This is a genomic window from Microbulbifer sp. YPW16 (assembly GCF_021290385.1).
Taxonomy (GTDB): Bacteria; Pseudomonadota; Gammaproteobacteria; order Pseudomonadales; family Cellvibrionaceae; genus Microbulbifer; species Microbulbifer zhoushanensis.
The window spans coordinates 3,335,255-3,354,420 of sequence record NZ_CP089928.1 but is presented as its reverse complement, the minus strand read 5'-3'; the positions used below and the strand labels follow the sequence as shown (position 1 = coordinate 3,354,420).

Sequence of the window (19,166 nt, the reverse complement as noted above, 5' to 3'; positions counted from 1 at the left end):
AGTTTCTCCAAAGGAGTAATTATGCAGGTTCGGGGAGGGTAAATGTAGGAGCGGCCCATGGCCGCGATTACAGCCAGGGAAAAGCGGTAGCGTTAATCGCGGCCAGAGCCAGGATCAGGGAATTGTCCTGATGCTCCAGCGCCGCCTGGGACCAGGGCGAACACAAGGTTCGCCCCTACAGGCCGGGAGGGGGGATTATTTGAAATCCGCTTCCACAACCGGGCTGGTCTCGGAATCGTAATCGACACCCTTGACGCCGAAGCCGAACAGTTTCAGGAAGTCCGCCTGGTAGCCTTTATAGTCGGTCAGGTCGAACAGGTTCTCTTCGGTAACCTCGGGCCACAGCTCCTCGATGCGGGCCTGGGTCTCCGGGCGCAGCTCCTTGTCATCCATGCGATAGCGGTTGTCGCTGTCGAGGCGCGGGCTGTCGCTGTACAGCCCCTCGGTGTACAGGCGGTAAAGCTGCTCGATACAGCCTTCATGGGTCCCCTCTTCCTTCATCACCTGGTAGACCAGCGAGATGTAGAGCGGCATCACCGGGATTGCGGAGCTGGACTGGGTCACCAGGGCCTTGAGCACCGCCACGTGGGCGTCGGCCTGCCCCTTGCCACTGATCTCTTTGGCCGCGCGATCCAGGTCTTCCTTGGCCTTGCCGATGGTGGCGTGGCCGTAGATCGGCCAGGTGAGCTTTTCGCCGATATAGGTGTAGGCCACGGTCTTGCAATCGTCGGCCAGTACGCCTGCGTCCCCCAGGGCCTGCAGCCACAGTTCCCAGTCCTCGCCGCCCATGACCTTGACCGTCGCATCGATCTCTTCCTGGTTGGCGGGTTCCAGGGTGATGTCGGAAATTTCCAGCTTGTCGGTATTCAGGTTGCGGGCGGTGTAGGACTTACCCACCGGCTTCAGTACCGAGGAGTGCAGCTCACCGGTTTTCGGGTCCTTGCGGCGCGGCGAGGCCAGGCTGTAGATCACCAGGTCGACCTTGCCCATGTCCGCCTTGATCATGTCAATCGCCTGGGCCTTTACTTCATCGGAGAAGGCGTCGCCATTGATGCTTTTGGCATACAGCCCCGCCTTGTGGGCCTCTTCCTCGAAGGCGGCGGAGTTGTAGTAGCCGGCAGAGGCGGTGCGCTTTTCGGTCGGCGGTTTCTCGAAGAACACGCCCAGGGTGCCGGCCTTGCAGCCGAATGCGGCGGTGATGCGCGAGGCCAGGCCGTAGCCGGTGGAGGCGCCCACCACCAGCACGTTTTTGGGACCACCCTCGATGGCTGGCTGTGACTTGATATAGTCGATCTGTTCACGCACGTTGGCGGCACAGCCCTGCGGGTGGGCGTTGGTGCAAATAAAGCCACGTACTTTGGGCTGGATAATCATGCCTGAGTCTCTCCCTTCAGCTCTGGGATGCGGGGGCGGCGGGCCCTGTGGCTGCCGCACGCCGGTTATTCTGTTCCGGTAGTTACCGGTCGGGCGCTACGACGCCCGGGTCACGGAGGCGAGTCATTCTATCGGCCTTGCGGTCCCAGTCCATAGCAACCAGCTCTGCCACCGCAACAACCTGTCCAGAATATCCCGATAGCAGGCCAAACTGGCCAAGCCGTCCACCTCCTGTGGCAGCGGCGTCCCGGCGCCTCGCTGCCCTTCCCACACCCCTGGCCCCTGCCGGCTCATGGTGCAACCGTCCGGCCGGCTGCCACCAGGGGATGCATCGGGCCGCGCCAGCTGTCACCCGGTTCCCCGGCAGCGTCGCTACTGCTGTCATCTGCCATTGGCACACTCTGTGCACCATCCGGGGTAAATGGTCCGTGGCCCCTGCACTGGCACCACCGTCACCGACCAGGATTTCACGGGCCCCATCGCCCTACACCAGGCGCAGTGGGACCCACTGGCAGCACCGAGAGGTAAAGAGAGGTAATCATGAAATACTATTCCCGCCACTTCGTAAAACCCGGAGATCTCAATCCCGCACAGCGCCTGTTTGGCGGCCAGCTGCTGGCCTGGATCGACGAGGAAGCGGCCATTTTTGCCGGCTGCCAGATGGGCACCCCGATGGTGGTTACCAAGCTGATGTCGGAAATCAATTTTGTCAGCTCGGCATCCTGTGGCGACGTGGTGGAATTCGGCTTTGAGGTGGTAGGCATCGGCCGCACTTCGCTGACCATCCACTGCGAGGTGCGCAGGAAACAGGACCGGGAACTGATCCTTCAGGTGGACCGTATCGTCTTCGTCGCACTGGACGCCGAGGGCAGGCCCACCCCGCACCGGAAAGCCGGCATGACCGTGGAGCAGGCCCGGCAGGCCACGGAGCGCGAGCAGCGGCTGGCGAGCTGACCAGGCCCCGGGCCCGTGCCGGTCAGCGCGCGGGTCCCCCCACGGGCTTGCCCTGCCGTACCCCGTCGCCCGGGTACAGGGTACCAAACAGCAGGTCCCCGATCGGATAAGTGATATTGAAGTTGTACTGCCCCATCAGGCGCGGGTCGTGGTGCCAGGTATGCAGGCGACGCAGTCGCGCCATTCCCGGCAGGCGCCCGATCCACGCATCTTCACGGGTGTGGTAGGCGAAGTGCAGTAACTCGTAATTCAGGAAGTAGGCCAACACCGTCGCCGCATACAGCCAGCCCACATTGGCGCCTCCCAGCCACGCCACCAGGATGCCCGACGGCACCACCGTCACCAGCAGGAAAAACACCACCAGCACCGGCGGAAAGAGTACCGCATGGAAATCCCGGCTGCCGTCGAAGGCCATGGCGTCACTGTGGAAGAAGCGGTGATGGCGCAGCGTGTGGCGACGGTAGACGCCGGACAACAGTTTCCGGCGCCAGCCCCGGGGCGGGTGGTGCATGGGTCCCCGATGGCCCCAGTATTCCATCAGGTTCACATACACAAACGTCAGGGGCACTGCCAGCCAGGCATACCAGGCCGGAGCCCGCAGCTGCAGCAGGCACAGGATACAGACGGCCACCGTGGCACAAACGGTAAATGCCAGGTGCAGCCAGCCGCTGTAGAGGCGGCCGATATGGCGTTGTCGATAGCGGTGGCGAAAGGAGCGGACCCTGGCCGGCACGGGGGGGTTGGCTGGCCCTGATCGGTGGGGGGAATAAAACTGGCTCATGGCGACCCTCGGCTCCATTTTGCATGCCGGCCCGGGCAACGGCACCGGGCGGGCGGGGTCTGCGCATCAACTACAGCGCGGCGGGTAATGTCAGGTAATCAGCGAAGCAACAATACCGGCTGCCGGGTTTTGAGCAGCATCTTCGCCGTGACACTGCCCATCAACAGGTCGCGCAGGCGATTGTGGCTGAACGCGCCCATCACGGTCAGGTCGATGTCGTTTTCCTGCTGGTAGGCGGTCAGGGCCTCGACAATGTTCCCCTTCAGGTTACTGGCGGTTACTGCCAGGCCCGCAGCGTCCAGCTGTGCACTGGCTTCGGCCAGCAACGCCTCCGCTTTTTCGGGCTCGCCCACGAACACCAGGTGGCAGGATACACCACGGAACACCGGGCTCTCGGCGACCATCTGCAGCGCCTTGCCGGCAGCCTCGCTACCGTCGTAGGCCAGCATGATGCGCTGTGGCTCGGCGAACTCCCGGTTGACCACCAGGATCGGCCGGTGCAGGGAACGCACCACGTTTTCGAGCTGCGAACCCAGACCCTGCTCGGAATCGCCATGCTCCTCACCGCGGATGCCGAGGACCAGCACCCGGATGGACTCTTCCAGCTCGATCAGTGATTCCGCCAGGCTGTCGTGGCGCTGGCAGGTTTCCACCTGCTGCACGCCGGCCATGGCGGCGCGCTCACGCGCCGCCTGCAGCATCAGCTTGCCCTGCTGGACCATCAGGCGTGCGCGCTGCTGCTCCAGCGCGGTGAGTTCTTCCAGCAGCTCCTCCTGGCTCCCCAGGCCAATACTGCCGGTCAGGTCAGCCACTGCCGGCACATTGCCGCGCTCGATATTGTGCAGGAGCTTCAGTGGCGCCCCGGTGCGCGACGCAATCCAGGCAGCGTAATCGCATACGGCACTGGTATGGCGGGAACCATCGATGCAGGACAGCACCACCGGCTCGCGCTTCTTTCCGTTAACCTGTTTTTCGTTATTGTTTTCTGGACTCTCGGTCATCAGTGTCCTCCCAGGACCCTCTCGATTTCTTCCGGCTTGTCGTGCACACCAAAGCGGTCGACGATAGTCTCACTGGCTGCATTCAGTCCCACCAGCTCTACCAGGGAGCCCTCCCGGCGGAACTTCACCACGGTCTTGTCCAGTGCGTATACCGCCGAAACATCCCAGAAATGCGCCCGGCTCAGGTCAATGACCACCTTGTCCACCACCTCCCTGAAGTCAAAGGCAGCGACAAACTTGTCAGCAGAGTTGAAGAATACCTGTCCTACCACACGGTACGTGCGGGTGGAGGACTCTTCATCCAGCTCTGAGGCCACGTACATGAAGTGGCCGACCTTGTTGGCAAAAAACAGGGATGCCAGCAGTACACCGACAAATACACCATATGCCAGGTTGTGCGTCCACACTACCACAATCACGGTCGCCAGCATGACCAGGTTGGTGGAAAGGGGGTGCTCCTTCAGGTTGCGGATGGAGTCCCAGTTAAAGGTACCGATGGACACCATGATCATCACCGCCACCAGTGCCGCCATGGGAATCACCGCCACCAGGTCACTCAGGAACACCACCAGGGTCAGCAGGCCGACACCCGCCACCAGTGTAGACAGCCGCCCGCGACCACCGGATTTCACGTTGATCACCGACTGGCCGATCATCGCGCAACCGGCCATGCCACCCATCATGCCGGTGGCGATATTGGCGACACCCTGGCCCTTGCACTCCCGGTTCTTGTCACTGGGCGTGTCGGTCAGGTCATCCACAATGGTGGCGGTCATCAGGGACTCAAGCAGGCCTACCACTGCCAGCGCGGCGGAATACGGGAAGATGATCTGCAGGGTCTCGAAATTGAGCGGTACTTCCGGCCACAGGAACACCGGCAGCGTATCCGGCAGGTCACCCATGTCACCCACGGTACGGATATCGAGGCCCATATACACCGCCACCGCCGTGAGGGTGAGAATACAGACCAGCGGCGACGGCACCACCTTGCCAATTACCGGGATACGCGGGAACAGGTAAATGATACCCAGGCCAGCCGCGGTCATCGCATACACGTGCCAGGTGACATTGGTCAGCTCCGGCAACTGCGCCATAAAGATAAGGATCGCCAGCGCATTCACGAACCCCGTCACCACGGCCCTGGAGACAAAACTCATCAGGCTGCCCAGTTTCAGGTAGCCGGCGATGATCTGCAGCACCCCGGTCAGCAACGTGGCCGCCAGCAGGTATTGCAGCCCGTGCTCTTTCACCAGGGTCACCATCAGCAGCGCCATTGCACCGGTGGCTGCCGAGATCATCCCCGGGCGTCCGCCCACAAACGCAATCACCACGGCAATACAGAAGGAGGCGTAGAGCCCCACGCGCGGGTCCACCCCGGCGATGATGGAGAAAGCAATGGCCTCGGGGATCAGGGCGAGGGCCACCACCAGGCCCGCGAGTACATCGCGGCGGATATTGCCGAACCAGTCGGCCTTGGTCGAGGAGAGCAGCATAGCAGTCGGGTTCCAGGGCGGAATCGGGTAATCAGTCGGGTTAAAAACTGGTCAAAAAAAGGCCGCGCACTCTACCACGGGCCAGATTCCACATAAAGGCGCGGCGCCCCACGGCACACCTGTCCGGGCCACTCTCCGGCCGGACAGCGGACACTTGCAGCGGACACCTGGCGCCCCGACGACCCACCAGGAAAATCAAAATAATCCTTTCATTTCAATAAGTTACAAAAATGTTCAGACATGGCACAGCCCTTGCTCTAATGGCTTGTGACAGTCATCTGCACCAGCGGATACCGATAACACCGACTGCATCCACAACGGGAATTCATTGCGTCAAAGGCCTGCAGGCACCGGCGCCAACTGACAAAAACCTAGCAAGCAGCGATAAAGGACCAGAACAGAACAATGATAAGAGATACCTCGGGACAGGATATCCAGCTGGACGCCGCCCCCCTCTGGAAACAACCCAAGGCCCTGAAGGCCGCCGGCATCACCCTGCTGGCCATGGCCCTGGTGGGCTGGGGAATCAAGTCCTGGCACGACACCGGCAGCGTGGACGGCATCGTGTCCCTGTCACAGGTCAACGTGGCAGAGGTTCAGCGCGGGGACCTGGTCCGGGACCTTGTGGTCCAGGGTAAGGTGGTGGCCGCCAACAGCCCTACCCTGTTCAGCCCGGCCCAGGGCATCGTCAGGTTTACGGTCAAGGCCGGCGATATCGTCGAGGAGGGCCAGCTACTGGCCCAGGTGGACAGCCCCGAGCTTTCCAACCAGCTGGCCCAGGAGGAGGCCCTGCTGAACAAGCTGACCGTTGAGCTTGAGCGGCAGAAGATCCAGGCCAAGCGCCAACGCCTGGAGAACCAGCAGAAGGCAGACCTGGCAAGTGTCAACCTCGCGGCAGCCAAGCGCGAGGTACGCCGCGCAGAACTCTCCATTGAGAAGCAGATCATCTCCCGCCTCGACTTTGAAAAAGCCATGGACGACCTGGCCCGCGCCGAGCTGGAGTACAAACAGGCGGTACAGAATAGCGGGCTGGAGAAAGAGGCACTGGCCTTTGAGACCCGCACCCTGGAGCTGCAGGTATCGCAGCAGAAGCTGAAGGTCGAAGAGCTCAAGCGCCGCGTCGGAGACCTGCGGATCACCTCACCGGTCGCCGGCACCGTCGGCAGCCTGGCCGTGGCACAGCGCAGTGCCATTCCCCCCAACGCCCCGCTGATGACCGTGGTGGACCTGCGCAGCTTCGAGCTGGAGGCCGCCGTGCCGGAAAACTATGCCGATGACCTGGGCCTGTCCATGTCCGTGGCCATCAACCTGGGCGGCCGCGAAGTGCCCGGTGAAATCACCGCAATCTCCCCGGAAGTCATTAACAACCAGGTGGTAGCCCGGGTGCGCTTTACTGACGGCCAGCCGGAAAAGCTGCGCCAGAACCTGCGCCTCACTGCGCGGATCCTGCTGGAAAACCGCAATGACGTGATCCTGGTCAAGCGCGGTGCCTTCCTCGACCAGACCGGTGGGCGTTACGCATGGAAACTCACCGATGACAACCAGGCCGTTCGGGTTCCGATCCAGATCGGCGCCCTGGGCCTGAACCAGGTGGAGATCATCTCGGGACTGCAGGAAGGTGACCAGATCATCACCTCCGCCACGGAAGAGCTCGACAATGCACAGCTGGTAGCACTGAAACAGTAAACACAGAAGTTTTTGACAATCGATAAATAATGACAAAGGGAATCCCACGATGCTCAAGATGCACAACATCCGCAAAAGCTATCGCACCGATACCATCGAGACCCACGCCCTGCGCGACTTCAGCCTCGAGGTCAACGAGGGGGAGTTTGTCTCGGTAACCGGCCCCAGCGGCTCCGGCAAGACCACCTTCCTGAACATCGCCGGCATGCTGGAAACCCCCACCGGGGGCGAGTACCTGCTGGACGGGGATAATGTCAGTCACCTGAACGATCGCCAGCGCTCACGCCTGCGCAATGAAAAAATCGGTTTTATCTTCCAGGGCTTCAACCTGATTCCCGACCTGAACCTTTTTGACAATATTGATGTGCCGCTGCGCTATCGCGGATTCGACGGCAAGGAACGCCGCCGCCGTATTGAAAAAGTGCTGGAACAGGTAGGCCTGTCCGCCCGCGCCAAACACCTGCCGTCCCAACTCTCCGGCGGCCAGCAGCAGCGTGTGGCCATTGCCCGCGCCCTGGCCGGTGAGCCGCGCTTCCTGCTCGCGGACGAACCTACCGGCAACCTGGATTCCCTGATGGCCCGCCAGGTGATGGAGCTGCTGGAATTTATCAACGAGTGGGGCACCACCATCGTGATGGTGACCCACGACCCGGACCTTGCCCGCCGCGCCCACCGCAACATCCAGATTGTCGATGGCCAGGTTTCCGACCTGCAACGGGCCATGGTACCGGCAGCCGCGGACATCGCATAAGGGGATTGCAGCCATGATCGGATACTACATTTCCCTCGCCGTTCGCAGCCTGCGACGCACTCCTATCCTGAGTGCGCTGATGGTAGCTGCCATTGCCGTCGGTGTAGGCGCAGCCATGACCACACTGACTCTCAACTACATGATGTCCCGCAATGCGCTGGCAGAAAAAAACGATGTTCTCTACGCAGTGCAGCTGGACAGCTGGAGCAGTACCGACACCGTAGAAAATCCCAGCGAAATGCCCTGGCAGGTCACCTACCAGGACGCCGTCGCCCTGCTCCGCTCCGACATCCCCAGCAAACAGGTTGCCATGCATCGCTGGGGTGGCCCCATCACGCTGGAGAATTCAAAAATTCGGCCGTTTATCGCCGATGCCAGGGTTACAAGCCGGGACTTTTTCAGCCTCTTTGATGTGCAGTTTATTTACGGCGGCACCTGGAACAGCGAAGCGGATAAAAACCACACCCAGCAGATCGTGCTGTCCGAGGAAACCAATAACAAGTTGTTCGGCGGTGAAAACAGCGTGGGCCGCAGCGTAAATTTCAACGGTACCCCCTTTACAGTCGTGGGTGTAACCGAGCACTGGCAACCCAGCCCCAAAGTGCACGACCTGAACAACGGCCACTTCAATGACTCAGCCGAGGCGTTTCTGCCATTTGGGCTGCATCGCCAGTTCGAGATCTACCCCTGGGGCAACACCAATGGCTGGAAATCCGAGGAAATCAACAGTTACGAGGACCGACTCAACAGCGACATGGTCTGGATCCAGTACTGGGTACAGCTGGACACCGCGGAGGATGTAGAGCGTTACGGGGATTTCCTCACCGGTTATATCCGCGAGCAAAAAGAGCAGGGGCGCTTCCCCCGGCCAGTGAAATACGGTCTCAGTAGCCCTTCCGAGTGGCTGGAGTTGAATGAGGTGGTCGATGGCGATGACCGCATGCTCAGCTGGCTGTCACTGGCCTTCCTGCTGGTGTGCCTGGTGAACGCGGTGGCACTTCTGCTGGCCAAGTTCCTGCGCAAGGCGCCCGAAGCTGGTGTGCGCCGTGCGCTGGGTGCAAGCCGCAAGGCCGTATTCAGCCAGCACCTGGTGGAGAGCGGCTGTGTCGGCCTGGCCGGTGGGCTGGTGGGCATCCTGCTGACCCTGGCCGGCCTGGGCCTGATACGCCAGCTGCAGATGGGCTATATGGACCGTGTCGCGTCGATGGACTGGGCTATGATGCTCGCTGCCATCGGCCTGGCCATCCTGTCCAGCCTGCTGGCGGGCCTGTATCCGGCGTGGCGTATCAGCCGTACCAACCCGTCGATCTACCTGAAGACCCAGTGAAGCCCGCAAGCGCAAAAAGGAAAGAACCATGCTGGAACTGAGACCCATTTTATCGGCGCTGTGGCGCCACAAGATCTCCGCCCTGCTGATTGCCCTGCAGCTGGGCCTGACCCTGGCCATTGTCAGCAATGCGCTGGTGGTGATCGACGAGCGCACCGAGCGTATCTCCCGCCCGACCGGCCTGGCCGTTGAAGACATCAACAAGTTTCACTTTATGGCCATCCCGGAAGACTACGACATGTTCGAGGCGTTCCGGCTCGACCTGGACATGATCCGAGCACTGCCAGGAGTAGCCAGTGCCACCATCAGCAACCATGTCCCCCTGTCCGGCAGTGGCTCCGCAAGCGGTTTCTATACCGAGCCCAACAAGGAGACCGGGGGCACCAGTGCCAACTACTACACCGTGGACGAGCACTTTATCGATGCCATGGGTATGAAACTGGTTGCCGGCCGCGGTTTCTCACCGGAAGAGGTCAAGCAGCTGGGCGCCAGCAGTAGCGAGCGTCCCAAGGTTGCGGTGGTCACGCAGAAATTTGCCGACGACGTATTTCCGGAGGGCAATGCCCTCGGCAAGGCGTTCTTCCTTGGCGGTGAAGACCATCCCATCGAGATCGTCGGTATCGTGGAACGCAACCTGGGTCCCTGGCCGAACTCGTCCCTCGCCGGCCGCGGTGTCTTCTACCCCGCAATCCTGGATCAGTGGTTCTACTATATCGTGCGGGCCGAGCCGGGCCAGCGGGACGCGGTACTCAAATTGGTGGAGGAGAAACTGGCCGAACGCGACCCCAACCGGGTAATCAATTCGGGCACCATGGAAGAAGACAAGGACGAGTACTATGCCGGTGATAATACAATGGTCAAGGTCCTGACCAGTGTTATTATCCTGCTGACGTTTATCGTGGCCCTGGGGATCGTTGGCCTCACGGTTTTCTGGATAACCCAGCGGCAGAAACAGATCGGCGTACGCCGCGCCCTGGGCGCAACCCGCAGTGCCATCAGTCGCTACTTCCTGCTGGAAAACCTGATCATTGCAGTCGCCGGTATCCTGCTGGGGGCGGCGGCGGCACAGGTCTTCAACGGGTTCCTGGCCCGGGAATTCAACCAGCCGGCGCTGCCGCCGATGGTGACACTCGCCTGTGCCCTGTTACTACTGGGTGTCAGCCTGGGAGCGGCCCTGGTACCGGCCCTGCGGGCCGCCAATATCTCACCGGCAACCGCCACTCGCAGTGTGTAAACTGCGGTAAACTATCCTCCCCGGAACGGGCGCTCGCGCCCGTTTTCCATTTGCGGATACGACTGAAAACATGGATAAAGTTCTCGTTATCGATGACAACCCGGGCATCATCTCCGCCCTGGAGCTGTTGCTGTCACTGCACAATATCGAGACCGCCAGCGCGGTTACCCCGCAGGCGGGCCTGCAGCTGTTACGTGAACACGGGGATATCAGCCTGGTGATCCAGGACATGAACTTTACCGCGGACACTACCTCCGGTGAGGAGGGGCGGGAGCTTTTCTTTGCCATTCGCGAGATCGCACCCGACCTGCCGGTGATCCTGCTGACGGCCTGGACCCAGCTGGAGATGGCCGTGGAGCTGGTCAAGGCCGGGGCCGCCGATTATCTCGGCAAACCCTGGGACGACAACAAGCTGGTGGCCACGGTCAAGAACCTGCTGGAGCTGAACGAGCTGCAGCAACAACAACAGCGTGCCAGCCAGCGAGCTCTCAGGGCTCGCGCCCAGCTCGAACAGGATTACGACCTGCAGGGTATCGTGTATCGCAGCGATGCCATGCAGAAGCTGCTGGAGATGGCCGCCCAGGTCGCAGCCGCCGACATCCCGGTGCTGATCACCGGTCCCAACGGCGCCGGCAAGGAGAAAATCGCCGATATTCTGCAGGCCAACTCCTCCCTGCGCGACGGCCCCTACATCAAGGTCAATGTGGGCGCCCTGCCCGAGGAACTGATGGAAGCCGAATTGTTCGGGGCAGAGGCCGGCGCCTACACCGGTGCCGGCAACAAGGTGCGGCAGGGCCGCTTCGAGGCCGCAGACGGCGGCACGCTATTTCTGGATGAAATCGGTGAACTCTCCGCCAGTGGCCAGGTAAAACTGCTGCGAGTACTGCAGACCGGCGAATTCCAGCGCCTGGGTAGCAGCCAGACCCGCCGGGTAAACGTGCGGGTAATCAGCGCCACCAACAGTGACCTGCCACAGCAGATCGCGACCGGCAATTTCCGCCAGGATCTCTTTTACCGCCTGAATGTTATTGAGCTGAAGCTGCCTCCCCTGCGCGAGCGGCCGGAAGACATACTGCCGCTCGCGCGCCGCTTCCTGCAGGAGGCCCCCGGCAATGCCAGGCAATTATCGGCCCCGGCGCAGCAGGCACTGGTTCGTTACGACTGGCCAGGCAATGTACGTGAACTGCAGAACACCATGCAGCGCGCCGCAGTCCTCACCCGCGGAAACAGTGTCGAGGTGGAAACCCTCAACCTGCCCGAGCCCGATACTGCCAGTCGCGTGGACCTGGGTTTCGAACCCAGCCGCGAACTGCTCGAGCAGACCCTCGCCAGCTGCAATGGTGTCATTGCCCAGGCTGCGCGGGAGCTGGGCCTGAGCCGCCAGGCGCTCTACCGGCGGCTCGATAAATATGGGATTCCCTACTGATGGCGCTGAGAATTTCGCTGGAGGGACGGATAGTTGCCAGCTGCCTGCTGGCGGTACTCGTCGCCACGACCGTTCCCTTTGTATTGTTGAGTGCCTTTGAACTCGACCCCGGGCTCGCCTGGGCTGGCGGCCTGCTTCTGGGAGTGGTCGCCGTAATTGCACTGGTGCGGCTGGTGACCGGCCCCCTGGAGCGCGACCTGGTAGCGCTTGAGGGAGGACTATTGAATTTTCGCGACGGGGATTTTTCCATATCCCTCGCCCTCAAGCGCAACGACCAGCTGGGCCAGATCGCAAGACTCTACAACGATGTAAGTGAAATCCTGCGGCGGGAACGTACCCATATCTACCAGCGCGAACTGCTGCTGGATACAGTGATCCAGAGCTCGCCCCACACGCTGCTGCTGGTGGACCAGACCGGTCGTATCATTTACGCCAACACCAGTGCCCGCCACCTGCTTCACTCTGGCAGGCCGATCAATGGCATGAAACTGGCCGACCTGTTGCAGGAGTGCCCTGCAGAGCTGGCGACAGCCATCGAGAGCGGTGAGGATGGCCTGTATAGTTACAGCGATGACGAGGGCGGTCACTCCCAGCATGTCAGCAACAGCGTGTTTGTCCTGAATGCGCAGAAACACCGACTGGTATTGATTCGCGAGATGACGCGGGAACTCACCCGCGCCGAGGTGCAGGTGTGGAAAAAAGTCATTCGCCTGATCAGTCACGAGCTGAACAACTCCCTCGCACCCATTTCCTCCATGGCACACAGCGGCAAGCTACTGGCCACCCAGGAGGGTCAGACAGAAAAGCTTGTTCGGGTGTTCGATACCATTGCGGAACGTTGCCAGCACCTGACCGAATTCACCCAGGGCTATGCGCGCTTCGCAAAACTTCCTGCCCCGAGCCGGGAAGAGGTGAACTGGCAACAGCTCATGGAAAGAGTGGAACCCCTGCAACCATTTTTACTCTGCGGCACGCTGCCCAGCCGGCCGGGGTATTTCGACCCGGTACAGATGGAGCAGGCCCTGCTCAACCTCCTGAAAAACGCAGGCGATGCCGGCAGCCCGCCAGGGGAAACGGAAATTGAGGTGCGCACGGATAGCCAGGGGCAGAGGATCACCGTTCGTGATCGAGGCACAGGCATGGGAGACAAAGTACTGCAGCAGGCACTGCTGCCTTTCTATTCCACCAAGCCCGGCGGCATGGGCCTGGGCCTGGCCCTGTGTCGCGAGATTGTCGAAGCGCACGATGGCACTATTCAGCTGCATAACCGCACCGGCGGTGGCCTGCAGGTAAACCTTTTCCTGCCCTGGCCAGATAATATCGACGCACCTTACTAGAATTTAATTTTACGTCGGTACTAACGTTCATAAAAAATGCGGCAACAAGTAATTTTGTACCTAGTAAGGTTCATCACCCCCACCCTGGGCTTGATAACACTGCATGGTTAGTACTTTTTACCAAGGTAGAAAGCCGGTGCTCTTTCCCCGCACCATCCCGCCTTACCATTTATCTGACGATTACCACAACCTGGTCACGATTTTTATTGCGTCCTTTCGCATCCCGTTCGTCATAAACTCCAGCGGTCAAAAGAATTGACCGCCGGGGCCATGGATGGCTCACGGATTTCGCCCTGCGCAATGCATGCAGTCAGCTTCCGATGAGGTTTTCCCGCCCGAATTCCCAATAGCACTAAAGATAATGAGGAATTTATGTCCAAAACCCACCAGCTATTTTCTGCCGGGGCCCTGGCCCTTGGGCTGATTGCCACCGCCCAGGCCGCTGACCGGCCGGCCCACGGTGGTCCCCTGGATCTCGCCATCGCCAATGAATCCAAATTGATTGAGATGCTGAAAAAATCCGGGCGAATCGATGCGAATGCGAACCTGCCCCAAGCCGAACAGGCCTTGCGGGAATACCTCAGGGAGCGTGCCCAACAGGCCACCGAGCAGCGTGGCGCTGGCCTCGCCGGCAATAACTCCAGTGTACTCGCGAACCACAGCGAACACAGCTTCGCGCAAGCACTGCAGAACGGCAACGGCAACAAGCTCGGCCGCGCAAAACAGAAAAAACCGTCCCCGCTGCGCCCGGATACCTATCATGGCGAGGCCAACAACGCCCGCGTGCTGGCCATCCTGATGGAATTCCCGGACTTCCCCCACAACAGCATCCAGCCCGGGGAGTCAGACATGTACTACCCGGATTACACTCCGGACCACTATGCGGACCTGCTCTTCTCAGAAAGCGGTTTCACCGGGCCCGCCGGCGAAAAGCTCCTCTCGATGCAACAGTTCTACTGGCAGCAATCCGGCAACAGCTACAGCGTTGAGGGCTCAGTCGCCGGCTGGTACATGGCCAGCCAGCCCGCCGCGTTTTACGGCAACAATGCTGACGGCGATGCCAGGGCCCTCGTACGCGAGGCTCTGCTGGCGGCGGCGGCAGACCCGACCGTTAACCTGTCGGAATTTGACAACGAGGATCGCTACGACCTCGACGGCGATGGTAATTACTGGGAGGCCGACGGCCTTGTCGACCATGTAATGATCTTCCACTCTTCCGTTGGCGAGGAAGCCGGCGGCGGCCAGCTGGGCGAGGACGCCATCTGGGCCCACCGCTGGACGCTGGGAGCGGCCCCCTTCCCGATCCCCGGCACCAGTGCCACGGTGGATTACTGGGGCGAGGACATGCCGATGGCGGCTTACGACTACACCATCCAGCCGGCCGATGCCGCGGCCGGGGTGGTGAGCCATGAGTATGGCCACGACCTGGGACTGCCGGATGAGTACGATACCCAGTACACAGGCCGCGGTGAGCCGGTGTCCTCCTGGTCTGTGATGTCGAATGGCAGCTGGGCCGGTGTCATTCCCGGCTCCGAGCCTACGGGCTTCTCCGCCTGGTCGAAGGAGTTCCTGCAAAACAGCATGGGGGGCAACTGGCTGCACGGTGCCACCATCGATCTCGCCGACATCCCCGCTGAGGGCGTGCAGGCACTGCTGGATGAGGCGGTCAGCAAGGGCAGCAACAACGATGCCGTCCGCATCGACCTGCCACAGAAAAAGAAGATTATTACTACTCCCACGAGCGGTGAATATGCCTACTTCAGTGGCAGCGGTAACGGACTGTCCAACTATATGCTGGTACCGCTCGACCTGAGCAACGCCAGCAGTGCCAGTCTCGCCTTCAAGGCATGGTACGACATCGAGAAGGACTGGGATTACGCCTATGTTTCAGTGTTCGATGGCAGCACCGAAATCCCTGTCCCACTGGCGGGTAATATCACCACTGACAGCAGCCCCTACGGACAGAACCCGGGCCACGGTATCACCGGCGCCTCCGGCGGCTGGGTCGATGCCGAGTTTGACCTGAGTGCGTATGCCGGCAAGCAGGTATATCTGCTGCTGAATTACTGGACAGACGGCTACGTCGCCAACCCGGGCTTCTTCGCTGATGACATCCGGGTTAGCGCTGATGACACGACACTGTTGCTCGACGATGCCGAGTCCACCGGCGCCTTCAACCTGGCCGGCTTTACCCGCGACCCGGGCTACAGCCTGCACGACCACTACTACCTGCTCGAGTGGCGCACGCACCGAGGTGTGGACCAGGGCCTGAAGCACGTGAATGTGGCCGGGGAACTGCTGGAGTTCAACGAGGGACTGCTGATCTGGTATGCGGATACCAGCTACGCGGACAACTGGGTCGGGATCCATCCGGGCAATGGCTTCCTCGGTGTAGTGGACGCAGACCAGCACGTGAATACCTGGAATGACCGCCAGGTGGCCTCGACCCGTTACCAGGTACACGATGCCGCATTCAGTATCGACAAGGCCGCAAAAGAAACCCTGGATCTGCTGTCGGGCTACAACCTGCTGCTGCGGGATAACTTCACCGCGCGTAATCCACTGTTTGACGACAGCAAGGATTACAGTAACAGCCCCATCCCCGATGCAGGTCGCGCGATCAGCACCTATGGGCTCAAGGTCCGCGTCACCTCCCAGAGTGACGACAAGTCCGTGGGCCAGGTTTTACTGTACCGGTAAAGCTTCGCAGAAGCCCTTCCGGGGCGGCACGACCTGTGCCGCCCCACCTTTCCCCTTGAAGAAAAATAAACGCGAGCGATTTGCAATTGCACCGAGTTTCGCAACCAGTGCACGCTGATTACTTGTTACCCCCAACATGAACTAACCTAAAACCGGAACTCCACTTTTACGTCGTTTTTCCGAAGAGGTTATTCGATCATGAGTAATGAAAAGCGGGATATCTCGCGCCGGAAATTCCTCAAGCTCTCGGGCTGCGCCGCCATCCTGCTGCCGGCGGCAATCATCGCCACCGACCGCACCGTTGCCCAGGGCAAGGCGAGCAAAGAAGCGGTGAAATACCAGGATAGTCCCAAGGACGGCCAGAAGTGCAAGGACTGCCAGTTCTGGACCGATCCCAACGCTTGCCAGGTAGTCGAAGGCGAAATCAGCCCCGAAGGCTGGTGCAACCTCTACGTCAAGAAGCAGTAGGCGGGCGCGATCCCGGCCCTCAGGCCGGGATCGGTGTCTCACCCCGGAGCTTGTTCACATCGGCCCGCGGCGGTGCACCAAACATGCGGCTGTATTCGCGACTGAAGTGTGACGGGCTCTCGTACCCCACCCGGTAGCTGGCCGAGGCGGCTTCCAGCCCCTCCGCCAGCATCAGGCGACGCGCCTCATGCAGGCGGAGCTTCTTCTGGAACTGCAATGGTGACATACGGGTCACCTGCTTGAAGCTGTGGTACAGGGAGGACTCGCTCATATTCGCATGATCCGCGAGCTCGCGGATCCGCAGCGGCTCGGCATAGCGCTCCTGCAATATCCCGATCACCCGCGAGACCCGGCTCGACTGGCTGTCTGCCACCGAGAGCTTGCGCAGGTGCGGGCCCATCTCGCTCATCAGCACACGATACAGCAGTTCCCGGCGCGCCAGTGGCGCGAGGATCGGTGCATCCTCCGGTGATTCCGCGAGGGCCACCAGGCGGCCGAGGGCGTCGAGAATACCCCGATTCATGGTCACAGCCCGCATACCGCAGGAGCTCTCCTCACACTGAAAGCCCGGTTCCAGGGCAGGAGCACGTTCACCGAGTTCAAGCACCAGGTCACTCACTTCATTGGGATCCACATTCAGCCTGATACCGAGGTGAGGGGACTCGGGTGAATCGACTATGGCCTTGCCAGTTACCGGAATATGTACCGAGCAGGCGACAAAATTGAGCGGTCCATACTTGATCTCGCGGTCGCCGAACTGGACCGACTTGCTGCCCTGCACAACAAAGCACATGCTCGGCTCATAAACCGATGAGGTAAAAGAGTGGTCAGTATCGGCACGGAACATGGCCAGGCCATCGAGGGAGGCCTCCAGCATGCCTTCTGTGGGCATCAGCCGCAGCATAGTGGACGCCAGCTGCCTGCGCGCCGGCTCAATGCCCGCGTCGATGACATTCGACTGCGGAAACTGTTTTTGCATGGCTCCCATTGATACTCCTCCGCGGACGACGACAGCCCGTAATTTCAGGGACGCCCAGTATACGTAGTTTTGAGCAACCGGCTTAGAACAATGCAGAATTAGGCAAGCACGGAACAGGAATAAGCAACGGTGTCGTTAATCCTGCAGAAAAAAGGCTGAAAAATTCCTTATTACAGTGCGACTCTGGGTATCACATACCCACGAAGCCCGATGCAACCCAGTAGTTTCACAATATCCCGAAAACAGAATCAGGCAATCACCGGCCAGTAACCGGATACCGCCGCAAAGCCACCCTCCCCTAAGGTTCACAGCCTCCGGAAGTGCCCCCATGCACGGGAAAGCCCCGACCAGCCATGGGAACAAATTCCCCTACTGACCATGACTTCGAGGATGGAAACCCGATATGACCAAGCTCCTGAAACTTGCTTCCGCGCTCCTGCCGGCGGTGGTACTTGCCGCCTGCGGTACAGGTGAACCTGGCGGCCAGCAGGCGCCGCCCCCGGCCGTGGAAGTGGCCGAGGTACTCGAGGAAACCACCACCATCTGGGGCGACTTCACCGGCCGCGTGGCAGCGCCGCAAACTGTGGAGCTCCGCCCCCGGGTCAGCGGCTATATCGAAGAGGTTGCATTTACCGAGGGCGACCTGGTGCTGAAAGGTGACCTGCTGTTCCGGATCGATCCGCGCCCCTATCGCGCCCGGGTTCGCGCTGCCGAGGCGCAGCTGGCACGTGCCAGCAGCGAGCTGGAACTGGCTGACAGCCAGGCCGGGCGTGCCTCACAGCTGCTACAGAGCCGCGCCATCTCGCGGGAGGAGCACGACCGGCGCAAGTCAGCCGCGGCATCCGCCCGGGCCGCCGTCAATGCTGCCCGCGCCGAACTGGAAAATGCAAAGCTTGACCTGGAATACACCAGGGTCACCGCACCGATCAGCGGCCGTGTGAGCCGTGCTTTCATCACCCGCGGAAACCTGGCCAGCGCCGACCAGAGCCTGCTCACCACGCTGGTATCCGTGGATCCGATGTACGTTTATTTCGAGGGCAACCAGGAGGCCCTCGATAGCAACCTGGCCCTGGCCCGGCCCGGGAATGAAACACCCGTGCGCATCGCACTGGGGCACTCCGGGGATTTTTCCCTCAGCGGTAAGCTCAACTTTGTCGACAACCGCCTCAACAGTAATACGGGCACTGTGCAGTTCCGCGCGCAGGTAGCCAATCCAGACGGCGCACTGCGACCCGGGCAATTTGCCCGGGTGCAGATGCCAGTGGAACAGGTCCGGCGGGCCATCCTGGTCAATCGTAAGGCCGTGATGACTGACCAGGACCGACGCTACGTTTACGTGATTGGCGAGGACAACACTGTCGCACGCCGCGATGTGGAGCTGGGACCGCAGCAGGGAGAGCTGGTATTGATCCGCGACGGACTGAAGGATCGCGAGCAAGTGGTGATCAATGGACTGCAGAAAATATTCGCGCCGGGTATGCCGGTAGAGCCGCAACTGGTCGCCATGCGCAGCCAGTCGGCGGAACAGCAGGTCGCCCTGCACTGACCGGATGAGCCACCGGCGCAGAGCCTGCCGGTGGCATTCCCATCATTCCCACAAGGTGCCAGCTTGTCGGCGGGAATGCCGTATTGACACCCGATGAGCCCGAGAGAGA

The 19,166-nt window shown here is 60.9% G+C and carries 15 protein-coding genes; 10 read left to right on the top strand and 5 right to left on the bottom strand.

The genetic code is table 11. The annotated features are described in order from the left end of the window. Nucleotides 1-195: 195 nt before the first annotated feature. Nucleotides 196-1,374, bottom strand: coding sequence for an enoyl-ACP reductase FabV (gene fabV, locus LVE68_RS14580; RefSeq protein WP_232941165.1), 1,179 nt, complete (start codon nucleotides 1,372-1,374; stop codon nucleotides 196-198). Between the two features lie 540 nt (nucleotides 1,375-1,914). Between fabV and LVE68_RS14575 the strand changes: the two genes are divergently transcribed. Continuing rightward, nucleotides 1,915-2,328, top strand: a complete 414-nt coding sequence (locus LVE68_RS14575; protein ID WP_232941164.1) for an acyl-CoA thioesterase — start codon at nucleotides 1,915-1,917, stop codon at nucleotides 2,326-2,328. 22 nt (nucleotides 2,329-2,350) lie between these two features. Here LVE68_RS14575 and LVE68_RS14570 read toward each other — a convergent pair whose 3' ends face one another. The 3 genes from LVE68_RS14570 to LVE68_RS14560 form a co-directional block, all read right to left on the bottom strand. Then, entirely contained in the window at nucleotides 2,351-3,109 is a 759-nt protein-coding gene (locus LVE68_RS14570) for a sterol desaturase family protein (RefSeq protein ID WP_232941162.1), read from the bottom strand. A gap of 98 nt (nucleotides 3,110-3,207) precedes the next feature. Continuing rightward, entirely contained in the window at nucleotides 3,208-4,110 is a 903-nt protein-coding gene (locus LVE68_RS14565; protein WP_232941160.1) for a universal stress protein, read from the bottom strand. Next, entirely contained in the window at nucleotides 4,110-5,603 is a 1,494-nt protein-coding gene (locus LVE68_RS14560) for a SulP family inorganic anion transporter (RefSeq protein ID WP_370636671.1), read from the bottom strand. Before LVE68_RS14560 ends, LVE68_RS14565 begins: the two co-directional genes overlap by 1 nt. A 405-nt stretch (nucleotides 5,604-6,008) precedes the next feature. Between LVE68_RS14560 and LVE68_RS14555 the strand changes: the two genes are divergently transcribed. From LVE68_RS14555 to LVE68_RS14520, 8 genes are all read left to right on the top strand, one after another. Next, on the top strand, nucleotides 6,009-7,289 hold the full coding sequence (locus LVE68_RS14555; RefSeq protein WP_232941158.1) for an efflux RND transporter periplasmic adaptor subunit: 1,281 nt from the start codon (nucleotides 6,009-6,011) through the stop codon (nucleotides 7,287-7,289). Nucleotides 7,290-7,338: 49 nt separating this feature from the next. After that, on the top strand, nucleotides 7,339-8,040 hold the full coding sequence (locus LVE68_RS14550) for an ABC transporter ATP-binding protein (protein WP_232941156.1): 702 nt from the start codon (nucleotides 7,339-7,341) through the stop codon (nucleotides 8,038-8,040). Nucleotides 8,041-8,053: 13 nt separating this feature from the next. Then, the gene (locus LVE68_RS14545) at nucleotides 8,054-9,367 is read left to right on the top strand and encodes an ABC transporter permease (protein ID WP_232941155.1); all 1,314 of its coding nucleotides are present in this window, start codon (nucleotides 8,054-8,056) and stop codon (nucleotides 9,365-9,367) included. A gap of 28 nt (nucleotides 9,368-9,395) precedes the next feature. Continuing rightward, entirely contained in the window at nucleotides 9,396-10,601 is a 1,206-nt protein-coding gene (locus LVE68_RS14540; protein ID WP_232941153.1) for an ABC transporter permease, read from the top strand. A 70-nt stretch (nucleotides 10,602-10,671) separates the two neighbouring features. Further along, nucleotides 10,672-12,027: a sigma-54-dependent transcriptional regulator gene (locus tag LVE68_RS14535; RefSeq protein WP_232941152.1), complete on the top strand. Its 1,356-nt coding sequence runs from the start codon at nucleotides 10,672-10,674 to the stop codon at nucleotides 12,025-12,027. Beyond that, the gene (locus LVE68_RS14530) at nucleotides 12,027-13,364 is read left to right on the top strand and encodes a sensor histidine kinase (protein WP_232941151.1); all 1,338 of its coding nucleotides are present in this window, start codon (nucleotides 12,027-12,029) and stop codon (nucleotides 13,362-13,364) included. The genes LVE68_RS14535 and LVE68_RS14530 overlap by 1 nt, the downstream gene beginning before the upstream one ends. Nucleotides 13,365-13,736: 372 nt before the next feature. Then, on the top strand, nucleotides 13,737-16,064 hold the full coding sequence (locus tag LVE68_RS14525; protein WP_232941149.1) for an immune inhibitor A domain-containing protein: 2,328 nt from the start codon (nucleotides 13,737-13,739) through the stop codon (nucleotides 16,062-16,064). A 198-nt stretch (nucleotides 16,065-16,262) separates the two neighbouring features. Beyond that, complete coding sequence (locus tag LVE68_RS14520; protein ID WP_232941148.1) at nucleotides 16,263-16,532, top strand: high-potential iron-sulfur protein; 270 nt, start codon at nucleotides 16,263-16,265, stop codon at nucleotides 16,530-16,532. Between the two features lie 19 nt (nucleotides 16,533-16,551). Here LVE68_RS14520 and LVE68_RS14515 read toward each other — a convergent pair whose 3' ends face one another. Then, a complete protein-coding gene (locus LVE68_RS14515; RefSeq protein WP_232941146.1) occupies nucleotides 16,552-17,511 on the bottom strand; it encodes an AraC family transcriptional regulator in 960 nt (319 codons plus the stop codon). Between the two features lie 403 nt (nucleotides 17,512-17,914). Here LVE68_RS14515 and LVE68_RS14510 point away from each other — a divergent pair, with 403 nt between their 5' ends. After that, nucleotides 17,915-19,057: an efflux RND transporter periplasmic adaptor subunit gene (locus LVE68_RS14510; protein ID WP_232941143.1), complete on the top strand. Its 1,143-nt coding sequence runs from the start codon at nucleotides 17,915-17,917 to the stop codon at nucleotides 19,055-19,057. Nucleotides 19,058-19,166: the final 109 nt, after the last annotated feature.

What these genes read in the sequence shown, in the direction of transcription:
- LVE68_RS14530 (WP_232941151.1), top strand. Translation starts at nt 12,027, where the DNA reads ATGGCGCTGAGAATTTCGCTGGAGGGACGGATAGTTGCCAGCTGCCTG.
- LVE68_RS14510 (WP_232941143.1), top strand. Translation starts at nt 17,915, where the DNA reads ATGACCAAGCTCCTGAAACTTGCTTCCGCGCTCCTGCCGGCGGTGGTA.
- LVE68_RS14535 (WP_232941152.1), top strand. Translation starts at nt 10,672, where the DNA reads ATGGATAAAGTTCTCGTTATCGATGACAACCCGGGCATCATCTCCGCC.
- fabV (WP_232941165.1), bottom strand. Translation starts at nt 1,374, where the DNA reads ATGATTATCCAGCCCAAAGTACGTGGCTTTATTTGCACCAACGCCCAC.
- LVE68_RS14525 (WP_232941149.1), top strand. Translation starts at nt 13,737, where the DNA reads ATGTCCAAAACCCACCAGCTATTTTCTGCCGGGGCCCTGGCCCTTGGG.
- LVE68_RS14520 (WP_232941148.1), top strand. Translation starts at nt 16,263, where the DNA reads ATGAGTAATGAAAAGCGGGATATCTCGCGCCGGAAATTCCTCAAGCTC.
- LVE68_RS14545 (WP_232941155.1), top strand. Translation starts at nt 8,054, where the DNA reads ATGATCGGATACTACATTTCCCTCGCCGTTCGCAGCCTGCGACGCACT.
- LVE68_RS14550 (WP_232941156.1), top strand. Translation starts at nt 7,339, where the DNA reads ATGCTCAAGATGCACAACATCCGCAAAAGCTATCGCACCGATACCATC.
- LVE68_RS14570 (WP_232941162.1), bottom strand. Translation starts at nt 3,109, where the DNA reads ATGAGCCAGTTTTATTCCCCCCACCGATCAGGGCCAGCCAACCCCCCC.
- LVE68_RS14560 (WP_370636671.1), bottom strand. Translation starts at nt 5,603, where the DNA reads ATGCTGCTCTCCTCGACCAAGGCCGACTGGTTCGGCAATATCCGCCGC.
- LVE68_RS14575 (WP_232941164.1), top strand. Translation starts at nt 1,915, where the DNA reads ATGAAATACTATTCCCGCCACTTCGTAAAACCCGGAGATCTCAATCCC.
- LVE68_RS14540 (WP_232941153.1), top strand. Translation starts at nt 9,396, where the DNA reads ATGCTGGAACTGAGACCCATTTTATCGGCGCTGTGGCGCCACAAGATC.
- LVE68_RS14565 (WP_232941160.1), bottom strand. Translation starts at nt 4,110, where the DNA reads ATGACCGAGAGTCCAGAAAACAATAACGAAAAACAGGTTAACGGAAAG.
- LVE68_RS14515 (WP_232941146.1), bottom strand. Translation starts at nt 17,511, where the DNA reads ATGCAAAAACAGTTTCCGCAGTCGAATGTCATCGACGCGGGCATTGAG.
- LVE68_RS14555 (WP_232941158.1), top strand. Translation starts at nt 6,009, where the DNA reads ATGATAAGAGATACCTCGGGACAGGATATCCAGCTGGACGCCGCCCCC.